The organism is Cellulosimicrobium sp. SH8, assembly GCF_025818875.1.
Taxonomy (GTDB): Bacteria; Actinomycetota; Actinomycetes; order Actinomycetales; family Cellulomonadaceae; genus Cellulosimicrobium; species Cellulosimicrobium cellulans_D.
This window is the reverse complement of the sequence record NZ_JAMXMH010000005.1, coordinates 1-13,473: the sequence shown is the minus strand read 5'-3', so window position 1 is coordinate 13,473 and position 13,473 is coordinate 1. Positions and strand designations below refer to the sequence as shown.

11 protein-coding genes are annotated in these 13,473 nt (G+C 75.5%); all 11 read right to left on the bottom strand.

Annotation, left to right across the window (positions count from 1 at the left end; translation table 11 throughout):
* Positions 1-2 precede the first annotated feature (2 nt).
* Positions 3-1,676 (bottom strand): CTP synthase, encoded by a 1,674-nt coding sequence (locus tag NF338_RS08150; RefSeq protein WP_239577753.1) that lies wholly within the window; start codon positions 1,674-1,676, stop codon positions 3-5.
* A 76-nt stretch (positions 1,677-1,752) separates the two neighbouring features.
* A complete protein-coding gene (gene murJ / locus NF338_RS08145) occupies positions 1,753-3,399 on the bottom strand; it encodes a murein biosynthesis integral membrane protein MurJ (RefSeq protein WP_264030313.1) in 1,647 nt (548 codons plus the stop codon).
* A complete protein-coding gene (locus tag NF338_RS08140; protein WP_264030312.1) occupies positions 3,396-4,235 on the bottom strand; it encodes a hypothetical protein in 840 nt (279 codons plus the stop codon). Before NF338_RS08140 ends, murJ begins: the two co-directional genes overlap by 4 nt.
* A gap of 1 nt (position 4,236) precedes the next feature.
* Complete coding sequence (locus tag NF338_RS08135; protein WP_264030311.1) at positions 4,237-5,361, bottom strand: copper transporter; 1,125 nt, start codon at positions 5,359-5,361, stop codon at positions 4,237-4,239.
* A gap of 121 nt (positions 5,362-5,482) precedes the next feature.
* Positions 5,483-6,670: a putative cytokinetic ring protein SteA gene (gene steA / locus NF338_RS08130; protein WP_087471865.1), complete on the bottom strand. Its 1,188-nt coding sequence runs from the start codon at positions 6,668-6,670 to the stop codon at positions 5,483-5,485.
* A gap of 6 nt (positions 6,671-6,676) precedes the next feature.
* Positions 6,677-8,431: a DNA repair protein RecN gene (gene recN, locus NF338_RS08125; protein WP_264030310.1), complete on the bottom strand. Its 1,755-nt coding sequence runs from the start codon at positions 8,429-8,431 to the stop codon at positions 6,677-6,679.
* 2 nt (positions 8,432-8,433) lie between these two features.
* The gene (locus NF338_RS08120) at positions 8,434-9,429 is read right to left on the bottom strand and encodes an NAD kinase (protein ID WP_264030309.1); all 996 of its coding nucleotides are present in this window, start codon (positions 9,427-9,429) and stop codon (positions 8,434-8,436) included.
* Positions 9,426-10,403, bottom strand: coding sequence for a TlyA family RNA methyltransferase (locus NF338_RS08115; protein WP_264030308.1), 978 nt, complete (start codon positions 10,401-10,403; stop codon positions 9,426-9,428). Before NF338_RS08115 ends, NF338_RS08120 begins: the two co-directional genes overlap by 4 nt.
* 2 nt (positions 10,404-10,405) lie before the next feature.
* Positions 10,406-10,645: a hypothetical protein gene (locus tag NF338_RS08110; RefSeq protein WP_264030307.1), complete on the bottom strand. Its 240-nt coding sequence runs from the start codon at positions 10,643-10,645 to the stop codon at positions 10,406-10,408.
* Positions 10,646-10,788: 143 nt separating this feature from the next.
* Positions 10,789-11,811 carry an HAD-IIA family hydrolase gene (locus NF338_RS08105; protein WP_264030306.1) on the bottom strand — a complete coding sequence of 341 codons (1,023 nt, stop codon included), beginning with the start codon at positions 11,809-11,811 and terminating at the stop codon, positions 10,789-10,791.
* Positions 11,808-12,644: a hypothetical protein gene (locus NF338_RS08100; protein WP_264030305.1), complete on the bottom strand. Its 837-nt coding sequence runs from the start codon at positions 12,642-12,644 to the stop codon at positions 11,808-11,810. The genes NF338_RS08105 and NF338_RS08100 overlap by 4 nt, the downstream gene beginning before the upstream one ends.
* Positions 12,645-13,473 lie beyond the last annotated feature (829 nt).

The following is a 13,473-nucleotide window of genomic DNA, read 5'->3' as shown; positions in this document are numbered from 1 at the left end:
ACTCAGTCGGCCTGGTTCTCGAGCGCGGCGCCGATGAGGCCGGTGAACAGCGGGTGCGAGCGCGTCGGGCGCGACTTGAACTCCGGGTGCGCCTGCGTGCTCACGTAGTACGGGTGCACGTCCGCGGGGAGCTCGACGAACTCGACGAGCGACGAGTCGGGCGACGTCCCGCTGATGACGAGCCCCGCCTCCTCGAGCTGCTTGCGGTACGAGTTGTTCACCTCGTAGCGGTGGCGGTGACGCTCAGACACGCGCTCCGACCCGTACGTCTTGGCGACGACCGAGCCCGGCGCGAGCGCGGCCTCGTACGACCCGAGGCGCATCGTGCCGCCCAGGTCGCCGTCCCCGCCGACGATCGCGAGCTGCTCCTCCATCGTCGCGATGACGGGGTGGGACGTGCCCGGGTCGAACTCGGTCGACGACGCGTCGTCGATGCCGAGCACGTTGCGCGCGTACTCGATGACCATCGACTGCAGGCCGAGGCAGATCCCGAGCGTCGGGACCTTGTTCTCGCGCGCCCAGCGCAGCGCACCGAGCTTGCCCTCGATGCCGCGCACGCCGAACCCGCCCGGCACGAGGACGGCATCGACGCCGTGCAGGGCGTCGTCCGCGCCGGCCGGGGTCTGGCACTCGTCGGAGGCGACCCAGCGGATCGTGACCTTCGCGTCGTTCGCGAACCCGCCGGCGCGCAGCGCCTCGGTGACGGAGAGGTACGCGTCCGGGAGGTCGATGTACTTGCCGACGAGCGCGACCTCGACCCGGTGGGCGGGCTGGTGCACGCGCTCGAGGAGCTGGCTCCAGCCGTCCCAGTCGACGTCGTGGAACGGCAGGCCGAGGCGGCGCACGACGTACGCGTCGAGGCCCTCGGAGTGCAGCACGCGCGGGATGTCGTAGATGCTCGGCGCGTCGACGGCGTTGACGACGGCCTCGTTGTCCACGTCGCACATGAGCGCGATCTTGCGCTTGACCGGCTCCGGGACCACGCGGTCGGCGCGCAGCACGATCGCGTCGGGCTGGATGCCGATCGAGCGCAGCGCGGCGACCGAGTGCTGCGTCGGCTTCGTCTTGAGCTCGCCCGACGGGCCGATGTACGGCACGAGCGACACGTGGAGGAAGAACACGTCGTCGCGGCCAAGCTCGTGGCGCACCTGGCGTGCGGCCTCGAGGAAGGGCTGCGACTCGATGTCGCCGACCGTGCCGCCGATCTCGGTGATGATGACGTCGACGTCCTCACCGGCCTGGGCGCGCATGCGCGACTTGATCTCGTCGGTGATGTGCGGGATGACCTGGACCGTGTCGCCGAGGTACTCGCCGCGCCGCTCACGAGCGATGACCTGGGAGTAGACCTGGCCGGTCGTGACGTTCGCGGTGGCCTCGAGGTCGACGTCGAGGAAGCGCTCGTAGTGGCCGATGTCGAGGTCCGTCTCGGCGCCGTCCTCGGTGACGAACACCTCGCCGTGCTGGAACGGGTTCATCGTCCCGGGGTCGACGTTGAGGTACGGGTCGAGCTTCTGCATGGTGACGCGCAGGCCGCGCGAGCGGAGCAGACGACCGAGGCTGGAAGCCGTGAGGCCCTTGCCGAGCGAGGAGGCGACGCCGCCGGTGACGAAGACGTGCGCGGTGCGGTGCTCGGTGCGTGCGCCCGAGGCGTTGAGGCGGGAGGAGGGCCGGTTCAGGAGGTCTGCCACGGAACTCCATCCTAACAGCGTGCCCGACGACGGCACGCGGACCGCGCAGTGCGACGCACCACGTCTAGGTGGTCGGCTCGTCCTCCGCAGGTGCTCCACCGGACCGGCCACGGCGCAGCACGCCGAGCAGCGCAGCACGGTCCCCCGCGAGCGACACCCCGACGACGACCGCCCCCGCGACGAGCGCGGCGAGGATCCCGACCCCGACGGCGGGCAACCAGCCCGCGTCGTCGGGCAGCAGCGCGCCCGAGACCGCCGAGCCCGCCAGCGCGCCGAGGGCCACGCCCAGGGCGACGACCAGGAGCGTCCGCGGGACGCCGTGCGTCGCCCCGGGACCCGCGTGACGGCGCGTCGCGAGGAGCAGGCCGGCTCCCGCGACCGACATGCCGACCGCGGTCGCCAGGCCGAGCTGGAACAGCACCCCGGCCTGGTCGCGCACGCCCGTCACGGCGGGCAGGAGGTAGGCGGTCGCCGCCACGACGAGCCACCCCGCGGCGGTCACGACGACCGCGACGCGCTGGCGGTCGATCGTGTACAGCGCGCGCGACAGGTGCAGGATCAGCGAGAAGCCGACGATGCCGACGGCCATGCCCGCGACGGCTCCCCCCAGACCGGCGACCGAGCCCGTCGCGATGTGCGCGAACACCGCCTCGACGGCCGCCGACGCGGCGATCAGGGCGGCGGCGCCGAGGCCCGCCACGACGATCAGCGTCCGCGTCGTCGTCGCGAGGAGGCGCCGGTAGGCGTCGTGGCGCGCGTGGGCGACGTGCTCGGCGAGCCGGGGGAACGCGCTCGTCGCGAGCGGGAACGCCAGCACCGCGTAGGGCAGCAGGTACACCTGCTGGGCGAACCAGTACGTCGGGAAGGTCTGCTCCGGCCCGTACCGGTAGGCGGCGCCCATGATGGCCAGCACGGAGAGCTGCTGCGCGACGAGCGCCCCGATCCCCGCGAACGCCAGGTTGCGCGCGCGGACGGCCTCGCCGCCCGGGAACCGCAGCGTGGGGCGCAGCCGCACGCCCAGCCGGTGCACGGGGAGGACGAGCGGCAGCGCGAGGACCGCGACTCCCGCCGTCGTGCCCCAGCCCAGCCAGGCGATGGCGTCACCCGACAGCGCGGCGACGTCCGCCTGGTCGCCGTCCGCGACCCGCGCGAACACGAGGAAGACCACGATGACGGCGAGGCTCGACAGCAGCGGCGAGAACGCCTGCCAGAAGAAGCGCTTGTGCGCCTGGAGGACGCTCCCGAGCACCACCGCGAGACCGTAGAGCGGGACCTGGAGCGCGAAGACGCGCACGAAGGTCGCGGTGACGTCGACGAGCTCCGGGTGCTCGCTCATGAGGAGCCCGGCGATCGGCTGCGCGAGGAGGGCGAGGAGGCCCCCGAGCGGGACCAGCACGACGAGCGTCCAGCCGAGCAGCGCGGACGCGATGCGCGAGACCTCGGTGCCCGACCGGCGGACGATCGGCCCCGCGAGGAGTGGCACGACCGCCCCCGCGAGCGCGCCCCCGGCCGCGACCTCGAAGAGGACGTTCGGCAGGAGGTTCGCCGCCGTGTACGCCGAGCCGACGCCCTCGGTGCCGACCGCGGCGGACTGCACGAGCGACCGCGCGAAGCCGACGAGCCGGCTCGCGATCGTCACGAGCGTGATCATCGCGGCGGCGCCCGCCAGGGTGCCCGTGGCGGCGCGCAGCCGCCCCGCCCGCGCGCTCACGCCGGGCGCCGGCCCCACGCGTCCACGCGCCGCAGCACGTCGTTGCCCTCGATGACCTTCGAGAAGCTCACCTTCTCGCTCGCCAGGGTCAGGCCCACCACGCCCGCGAGCGCGAGCCAGCGCACCGAGCGGGGCGCCGCGAACGCGACCTGCGAGCCGAGCGTCGCGCCGAGCGCGTTCGCGCCGCAGTCGCCGAGCATGTCGCGCTCGCCCAGGTCACCGGACGCCGCGGCGACGGCAGCCCCGAGGACCGCGCCCGTCGTCGGGGCCGCGGAGGTGCCGAGGTACGGCAGGGACGCCATCCCGGCGGCCTTGAGCGCGCGGCCCGGGCGCAGGTCCAGGAGGTTGAGCAGGTTGGCCGTGCCGGCCATGAGCGCGCCGTTCACGCCGACGTCCACGAGGTGACCGAATGCCCCGCCCGTGCGCCGCGTCCCGATCGCCGCCGCGACGAGCGACACGCCGCTGATCCCGAGGACCTTCAGCGCGCCCGTCGTCACCCGGCCCTCGGCGAGCGCGCCGAGGTGGCCGCGCAGGCCCTTCGTCCGGGTCGATGTGTCCTCCGCGAGGTCGTCGACGAGGCCGAACGCGCCCGCGCTGGCCGTGGCGAGGGCGACCGCGCCGCGCGTGCGGGCGTCGCCGCCCGCCGCGAGCGTCCCGGCGACGAGGCCGGCGGCGACCGCCGGGCCCTCGAGCAGGCTGATCGGCTCACCGCGGTGGTTGGTGCGCGTCCAGCGCTCCGCTCCCCCCGGCGGGCGCGACCCGGCCGAGCGACGCACCGTCGCGGTCACGACGGCGGCGACCCCGGCCGCGGCGAGGGTGCGCAGCGCGCGCGCCACGTCAGCCCTCCCCCGCGCCGGCGGTGGTCTGCTCGACGTCGGCGGCGCCGTCGGCCTCCGTGCCGTCCGAGGTGCCGTCCGAGGTGCCGCCCGCGGTGTCGCCCGCCGCAGCACCCTGGGCGCCCGTGTCGGACGACGTCGTGCGCGTCACCGGCGGGAGCTCGACGGCCGGCGGGAGGACCGCCGTCGCGCTCTCCTCGAACCCGAACTGCCCGACCTGGTCCGCGATCCGCGCGGCGAGGGCGAGCGGGACGTTGATCCGGCCGGGCTCCCCCTCGATCCCGCTCACGGTGGAGAGCGTCGCGGCGAGGTCATCGTTCGCGCGGATGGTCGAGACGACATCGCCGCTCACCGCCGTCGGGCCGGCGACGAGCGCCGCCTCGGCGACCTCCTGCGCGGCGACCGCGACCTGGACCTCGATGTCGACGACGTACGTGTCCGGCGCCGGCGCCTCCTCGCCCTCCGCGGCCGCCGGGGCAGCCTGCTCGGGTGCCGGACCGCCCAGCAGCAGGACGACGTCGGCCGGCAGGGTCTGCTCGGACACCACGTCCACGAGCGCGAAGCGCTCCAGGAGCGCCTCGAGCTCGATGGCCTCCGGGCTGCGCTCCTCGGAGCTCGCGGGCGTGGACCCGGTGAGCGCGAGCGCGAGCGCACGGGCGAGCCGCTGCTCGGGGGTCGCGTCCTGCGGGACCTCGCCGAGCTTCTCCCCGAGGCCCTCGGCCACGGTCTGCCGCGCGCTCTCCTCGTCCTGGTCGGTCCACGAGTCCGTCAGGCGGACGTGGCCGACGACCGACGCCCCGGCCGTCTCGAGCTGCTCGGCGATCGCGTCGTCCCGCTCGTTGTCCGCCCCGTCGAGGTCGACGACGGCGACGCGTCGGTCCTGGAGCGACCCCGCCACGAGCTGCGGCCCCGCCGCCTCGATGTAGCGCGAGTCGTTGCCGACCGTGACGTTCGCCTCGTCGAGCTGGTCGCGCAGCTCGTTCCGCTCGGTGCGCAGCTGCTCCACCTGTCCGGTGAGCTGGTCGCCGATGGCGCCCTGGAGCGGCCCGGCGCCGAGGATGATCCCGACGGCCAGGGCCAGGAAGACCGAGATCAACGAGACGATGTGGTACCTGAAGTCGATCACTGTGCGGTGGTGTCCTTCGGTTCGTGCTGCTGCGTGCTGGCAAGGTCAGGGTGCGCGGGAGCGCGGGTCGGACGCGGTCGGGAGCGACCCGAGCGGGCCGACGACGACGGCCCGGTCGGGGTCAGCCGCCGCCCGCGAAGAGCGACCCGATCCACGACCAGAGGTCGTCGAACCGGGCGCCCACGATCCCGAAGAACGTCTGGCCCGCCGCCGTCGACCACAGCGCCGCGACGACGGCGAGGAGCCCCGCGATCGACAGGAGCCAGAGCTGGAGGTTGGAGATCCGGTGCCGGTACAGGCGCGAGACGCCCTTCGCGTCGACGAGCTTGCCGCCGACGCGCAGCCGGGTGAGGAACGTGCTCGCCATGCCTGCACGGCCCTTGTCGAGGAACTCGACGAGGGTCGCGTGCGTCCCGACCGCGACGATGACCTCGGCGCCCTTGTCGTCGGCCAGGAGCATCGCGATGTCCTCGCTCGTACCCGTCGCCGGGAACACGACCGGCTCGACGCCGAGCTCCTGGACGCGCTCCAGGCCCGGCGCCTTCCCGTCACGGTACGCGTGCACCACGACCTCGGCGCCACTGCTCAGCGCGCGGTCGGACACCGAGTCCATGTCGCCGACGATCATGTCCGGCTTCCACCCGGCGTCGAGGATCGCGTCCGCGCCGCCGTCCACGCCGATGAGGACGGGCCGGTACTCCGTGATGTAGGGGCGCAGCGTCGCGAGGTCCTCGCGGTAGTGGTAGCCGCGCACCACGATGAGGACCTGCCGCCCGTCGATCGGGGTGCGGATGTCCGGGACGCCGACGCCGTCGAGCAGCAGGTCCCGCTCGCGCCGCAGGTAGTTCATCGTGTTCTCGGCGAACGACTCGATCTCGACCGAGAGGTTGGCGCGCGCCTCCTCCAGGCTGCGCGCGACCGTCTCCTCGCTCTGGAGGACGCCCTCCGCCACGAGGTCGTCGCCGAGGTAGACCTTGCCGCCGTCGAGCCGCAGCTCGCGGCCGTCGGGGACGGCCATGATCGCCGGGCCCAGGTCGTCGACGAGCACGATCCCGGCCTCGACCAGGACGTCGGGCCCGAGGTTCGGGTAGCGGCCCGAGACCGACTTCGCGGCGTTGAGGACCGCGGACGGCTTGGCCGCGACGAGCGCGTCGGCGGCGACGCGGTCGATGTCGACGTGGTCGATCACCGCGACGTCCCCCGGCTGGAGCCGCTTGGTGAGCGCCTTGGTGCGCGGGTCGACCTTGGCCGGGCCGAGCGTGCCGGACCCGGCCTCCGGCAGGGAGGCTTTGCGCAGAGTGAGTCTCATCGTGCCCTATCGTCCCACGACCGACGACTCCAGAAGCTCCACCGCGTGACGGCGGGCCGCGTCCGAGTCCTCCTGGCCGGAGAGCATCCGCGCGAGCTCGCGGACGCGCTCGTCCCCCGTGACCTCGCGCACACCGGTGACCGTGACCGCGGTCGCCGCGTCGCCGTCGTCGGACCCGTCCCCCGGACCGGCGTCCGACGACTTCGTCACCACGAACTGGACGTCGGCGAACGCCGCGACCTGCGCGAGGTGCGTCACGACGACCACCTGCGCGCGCGTGGCGAGCGACGCCAGCCGGCGCCCGACCTCGACCGCCGCCTTGCCCCCGACGCCCGCGTCGACCTCGTCGAAGACGAACGTCGGGAGCACCTGCCCGGTGCCGTCGACCGCCGCCGTCGCGAGCGCCACCTCGATCGCCAGCATGACGCGGGAGAGCTCGCCGCCCGACGCGCCCTTGCCGAGCGGGCGCGCCGGCGCCCCGGCGTGGGCGACGAGCGAGAAGGTCACCACGTCGACACCCCACGGGCCGGGCTCCTCGGCCCGAGCGACGTCGACCACGAGGCTCGCACCGCCCATGGCCAGCCCGCGCAGCTCGTCGGTCACCGCGGTCGCGAGCTCTGCCGCGGCGCGCTCGCGCGAGGCCGTGATCGCGGTTCCGAGGCGGTCCAGCTCCGCGTCGAGCTCGTCGCGGCGCGCGGTGGCGGCGTGGAGCCGCTCGCCGCCGTCGTCCAGGTCCAGGAGCCGCAGCCCGGCGCCGCTCGCCCAGGCCAGCACGTCGTCGACCGTGTCACCGTAGCTGCGCGTCAGCGTCCCGAGCTCGGCGAGGCGCGCGTGCGCGCTCTCGAGCCCGGCGGGGTCCGCCGCGAGGTCCTCGACGTAGCCCGAGATCTCCGTCGCGACGTCGGCCAGCACGTAGCCCACCTCCGCGAGCCGCTCCCCGAGCCGGGCGAGCACGGGGTCCGTGCCCGCGACCGCCTCGAGCGCGCGCCGCGCCCGGTCGACCGACACGACCGCGTTCTCCTGCGGCTCCGCCGCCTCGTCACCGGCCACGGCGTCGTGCGCGAGCTGGGCCGCGACCCGCAGCTCCTCGACGTTCCCCAGCCGCGCCACCAGGGCCGTCAGCTCGACGTCCTCGCCGGGCTGCGGGGCGACCCGCTCGACCTCCGCGAGCCCGAGGCGCAGCAGCTCCGCCTCCCGGGCCCGCTCGCCCGCCCGCGTCTCGATGTCGTCGATCTCCGCCTGCAGCGCCGACCGCTCGGTCCACGCGTCGCGGTACTGCGCCAGCAGCTCGGCGTGCGGTGGACCGGCGAACGCGTCCAGCGCGACACGCTGCCGGCTCGCGGTCCGCAGCCGGAGCTGGTCGGACTGGCCGTGGACCGTCACGAGGTCGTCGGCGATCTCCGCGAGCACGCCCTGCGGGACGCTGCGCCCGCCGAGGTGCGCGCGCGAGCGGCCCTCCGCCGCGACCGTGCGCAGGATGACGACCGTGCCGTCGTCGTCCACCTGCCCCCCCGCGTCGTCGACCCGCTGGGCGACCGCGGGACGGTCGGTGACGCGCACACGACCCTCGACCACCGCGCTCGCCGCGCCCGGGCGCACCGTCGCCGGGTCCGCCTTGCCGCCCATGAGCAGACCGAGACCGGTGAGCACCATGGTCTTTCCCGCGCCCGTCTCGCCCGTGATCACGGTCAGGCCCGCCCCGACCGGGACGCGGGCCGACCGGATGACGCCGAGGTTCTCGATCGCGATCTCCTCGAGCACGCTCACTCCTCCTCGTCCGTGGCGACCTTGTCCTCCGGCACCCTGCCTGCGTCCGCGGCCGCCGCGGCGGCGGCGCGCTCCGCGGTCGTGCCCGCGGTCGCGGCGACGCTCGCCGCGCGCTCGCGCCACCCGACCACGGGGAGCGAGAACTTGGAAACCAGCCGGTCCGTGAACGGTGCCGTGCTGAGCCGCGCGAGGCGCAGGGGCGTGTCGGAGCGCCGCACCTCGACCCGCGAGCCGTTGGGCAGGTCGATGCGCCGCCGGCCGTCGCACGTGAGCACGCCCGACGACGCCGAGTCCGGCAGCACGTCCACCGTGATCGTCGAGCGGGGGCCCACGACGAGCGGTCGCGCGAAGAGCGCGTGGGCCGCGAGCGGCACGACGAGCACCGCGTCGACGTCCGGCCACATCACCGGGCCGCCCGCGGAGAACGCGTGCGCGGTCGAGCCGGTCGCGGTCGCCGTCACGACGCCGTCGCACCCGAACGACGACAGCGGACGGCCGTCGACGCCGAGCACGACCTCGATCATGCGCTCGCGCTGCGCCTTCTCGACCGTCGCCTCGTTGAGGGCCCACCCCACGAGCGGCTCGGGCTCGCCGGGCAGGTAGGCCCGGACCTCGACGATCGTGCGCTCCTCGACCGTGTAGTCGTACGCCGCGAGCCGCCCCACGGCGGCGCGCAGGTCCTCGCGCTCGCTCTCGGCGAGGAACCCCACGTGCCCGAGGTTCACGCCGAGCAGCGGCACCCCCGTCCCGTGCGTGAGCTCCGCGGCGCGCAGGATCGTGCCGTCGCCGCCGAGGACCATGACGACCTCCGACTCCGCGACGCCCTCGCGCGCCCGCGTGCGCGCCATGTGGTCGCCGAACCTCTCCGCGAGGTCGTCGTCGTGCAGCGTCACGGTGAAGCCGGCGCGCTCGAGCTCGGTCACCGCCTCGTGCAGCGCGACGACCGCCTCGGGGCGGCCGCCGTGGGTCACGATCAGCACGCGTCGCGTCACGGTGCTCCTCCAGTCAGGGGTCGGTCGGGCGTCGTGGCGTCGGGCGTCGTCCTCGGCCCGTCCGACGCCGCCGGGGCGACGAGGACGACGGGCGGCGGGCCGCCGTCGGGCACGGGCTGCCACGCCACCGCCGCGGCGGCGGCGTCCTCCAGCGCGGAGTCGTCGAGCACGGCGCCGTCGGCGCGGCCGGGGTCGCCGGCCCGCAGCCACCAGAAGTACTCGCGGTTCCCGCTCGGCCCGGGCAGCGGGCTCGGCACGACGGCGAGCGGGCGCAGCCCGACGACCGCCGCGTGCCGGGCGACCGCGGCGACGACCTCGGCGTGGAGCGCCGGGTCGCGCACGACCCCGCCGCTCCCGAGGCGTTCCCTACCGACCTCGAACTGCGGCTTGACGAGCAGGAGCAGGTCGGAGCCCGGGCCCACCACCCCCGCGACGGCGGGAAGCACCATCGCGAGCGAGATGAAGGACAGGTCGCCGACGACGAGGTCGGGCACGGCCCCGACGTGCTCGGGAGCCAGGTCGCGGACGTTGAGCCCCTCGTGCACCTGGACCCGCGGGTCGGCGCGCAGGGCCGGCACGAGCTGGTCGTGCCCGACGTCCACCGCGACGACCTCGCGCGCGCCACGGCGCAGCAGGACGTCGGTGAACCCCCCGGTCGACGCCCCGAGGTCGAGGCACCGCGCGCCGTCGACGGCGGGCGGCCGCGGCGGCGCGCCGGCGGGGTCGAGCGCGTCCAGCGCGTCGAGCACCCCGGCGAGCTTGAACGCGGCACGCGAGGCGTAGCCGGGGTCCGCCGGGTCCGGCATCACCGCGAGCAGGTCCTCCGGCACGACGGCGGTCGAGGGCTTGGTCACGACCGTCCCGCCGCGCGTCACCCGGCCCGCGGCCACGAGCTCGGCGGCCTGCCGGCGCGACCTCGCGAGCCCGCGCCGGACGAGCTCGCCGTCGAGGCGGGCACTCGTGCGATCGGCCACGCTCAGTCCTCCGTGCGCGCGAGCTCGGCGACCAGCGCGTCGTGCACGGCCTCCAGCACCCCCACGTGGTCGGCAGTGGAGAGCCCTTCCAGACCATCGAGCCGTCCGAGCGCGGCATCGAGCGGGTTGTCGGACGGGCTGGCGACCGGGGACGGCGCGTCGCCGTCCCGGTCGTTCGCCGAACGCTCCGGTCCTCCGCCGGGAGGCGGGCCGGGAACCGGACGCAGCGGGCCGTCTGTCATGTCCTGCCTCCTGTCTGGTGGGCTGCGCGCACGTCGCCCGGCCGCGGCCGGGCATCCCGGACCACGCTACCGGTTGCGTCCCACGGACGGGCACGACCGGCGGCCCGCGCGACACGGCGCGTCGTGCCGCCCGACGGTCGGCCTCAGTGGGTCCCGACGGGCAGCTCGGGGACCGTCGCAGGGTCGACGGGGAGCCCCGCGTCGGCCGAGGCCCAGGCCGCGGCTGCCGCCGCCCGGACCGTGTCGACCGTCGCGGTGCCGCGCACGTCGAGGCGCAGCGCGCCGTCGTCGACCCGGGCCGCGCTGTCGCCGCACGACCACCAGCCGGCGTCCGTGCGCACGGGCACCGGGTGCGGCTCGAGGAGGCTGCGCAGGTCGGCGCCCACGTAGTGCGGGCGCAGGTGCGGCTCCGCGAGGATCGCGTCCCGCGCCGTGCTCACGCCCGTGAGGACGTGCAGGCCGGGATAGCCGCCCGCGCGGGCGCCGGCGAGGTCCGTGTCCAGCCGGTCCCCGACGACGAGCGGTGCCTCGGCGCCCGCGCGCTCGATGGCCAGCCGGTACATGGTTGGCGACGGCTTGCCCGCGCTGTCAGGCTCGACGCCCGTCGCGGCGCGCACCGCGCCGACCAGGGACCCGTTGCCCGGCGCGAAACCCCGCGCGGTCGGCAGCGACAGGTCGAGGTTGCTCGCAACGTGCCACGCGCCCCGCTGGACGGCGTAGGCGGCCTCGGCGAGCTGGGCCCACCCGAGCTCCGGTGCGAAGCCCTGCGCCACGGCGTCCGGCTCCTCGTCCGCGCTCTCCACGAGGACGAAGCCGGCGTCGTGGACGGCCGTCACGAGTCCCGGCCCGCCGACCACGAGGACGCGGGCGCCCTGCTCGAGGCGGGTCCGCAGCAGCGCGGCGGCCGCCTGCGCGGCCGTCATGACCTCGTCCGCCGAGGTGGGGATGTCGAGACCCGTGAGCTGCTCGGCCACCGACCCGGGCTCGCGGGACGCGTTGTTCGTGACGAACACGAGGCGCATGCCGCGGGCGCGGGCCGTCGTCAGGCCCTCCGACGCGTGCTCGATCGGCTCGTGGCCGCGGTACGCGACACCGTCCAGGTCGACGAGCGCGAGGTCGTACCGGTCGGCCAGCGCGACGTCGCTCCCGAGCAGCCCGACGCTCACCGGTCGCCCCCGTCCGACGGCGCGGCGTCCCCCGTCGTGTCCTGCGCCTCGTCCGTCCCGTCGCCCCGCGAGCCCCCGGCCGCGGTCTCGTCAGACTGCTCGTCCGTCTCCTGGCCCTCGGCAGGCTCGCCGGCGTCCGTCGGTCCGGACGCCTCGGGACGCTCCTCCTCGGCCTGCTCGGACTCCTCGACGTCGTCCGTGAGGTCGTAGACCACGACGTCGTCGTCCTCGCCCAGAGCCGCGGCGAGCAGGTTCGAGTCGATTCCCGCGAGGATCTCCGCCGCCTCCTCGGTCCGGCCCGCGAGCTCGAGCACCGACGCGCGCGCCTGCAGGACGCGCGCCCCGAGCTCGCCGCGGGTCCCGGTCGTGGGCACCTGCTCGAGCGCCGCGAGGGCCGCGTCGAGCTCGCCGAGATCGACGCGGGCGCCGCTCACGACGATCGCGAGCTCCGTGCGGCCGACGTCGTCCAGGGTCGCGGCCTCCTCCGACGCCGCGAGAGCGAGCGCGCGCTCCGGGCGCCCGAGCCCCCGCTCGCAGTCGGCCATGATCGGGAGGTGCTCCGACGACCCGTTGAGGCGCCGCACGGTGCGCAGCTCACGGAGCGCCTCGGCGTACCGACCGGTCGCATAGGCCGTCAGACCGGCCGCCTCACGTGCCACGTCGACCCGGCCCGCACGACGCACGGCCGCCTGCGCGTGCTCGTAGGCGAGCTCCGGGTCGGAGTCGATGAGCCGCCCGGCCATCACGAGATGACGCCCGACGACCTCGGCGGTCTCCTTGCTCAGCGTCCGCAGCCGACCGCGCGCCGCGCGGTCGAGCTGAGAGATCTGCACCTCGTCGGGGATCGCCGGACCCGCCGGGTGGCGCGGCTCGGGACGGCGGTCGAAGCCCTCCCGGTCACGGCCGGCCCCGGCACGCGGTGCGTGCCCGCGGCGGTCACCACCACGGCGGTCGTCGCGCGGGCCCGAGCCGTCACGACGGCGGTCGGTCGAGTCCCGGTCGTACCGCCCGCGGCTTCCCTCGCCGGTGCGCGCGGGCCGCTGGTACCCGTCGCCGCGCGACCCCGACGTGCCACGCCCGTCGCGAGCGGGTGCCCGGTCGTCGCGCCGCCCGGGACGGTCGCCGGCGCGACGGTCGCGATCCGTGGCCCCGTACCCCCGGTCGGGTCGGCCCCCCTCCGTACGGCCGCGCGTGCCGTCGGGCTTCCCGCGGTAGCCGCCGTCCTGACGTCCGCGCGAGTCACCTGATCCGCGACGGGCGTCGTCGCCACCGCCACGACGACGGTCGCGGTCGTTGGAGGCAGCGCCGCCACCGGATCGTCCGGGCCCCGCCCCGCGCGCGTCACGGGAGGAACCCTGTCGCCCGTCACGGTCGCGTCGACCACCACGGTCGTCGCCCGACGACGGCAGGTCCGACTCGGGGTCGTGGGAGGTGTCGTTCACGGGGTTACCTCTCGTTCTGGAGTTTGCGCAGGCCATCTTCCCACGTCGGCCCCGCCGTGACACGTGACGGAGGGGCCCGGGGAATCCTGCGGCGCGACGTCCGCGCGGGCCTGCCCGGACGGGGCGGCCGGCGAGACGGTCTGGAAATGCCGAAGGCCCACCCCGTGTGGGGTGGGCCTTCGGTGAAGGGTTGTCCGGCGGCGTCCTACTCTCCCACCCC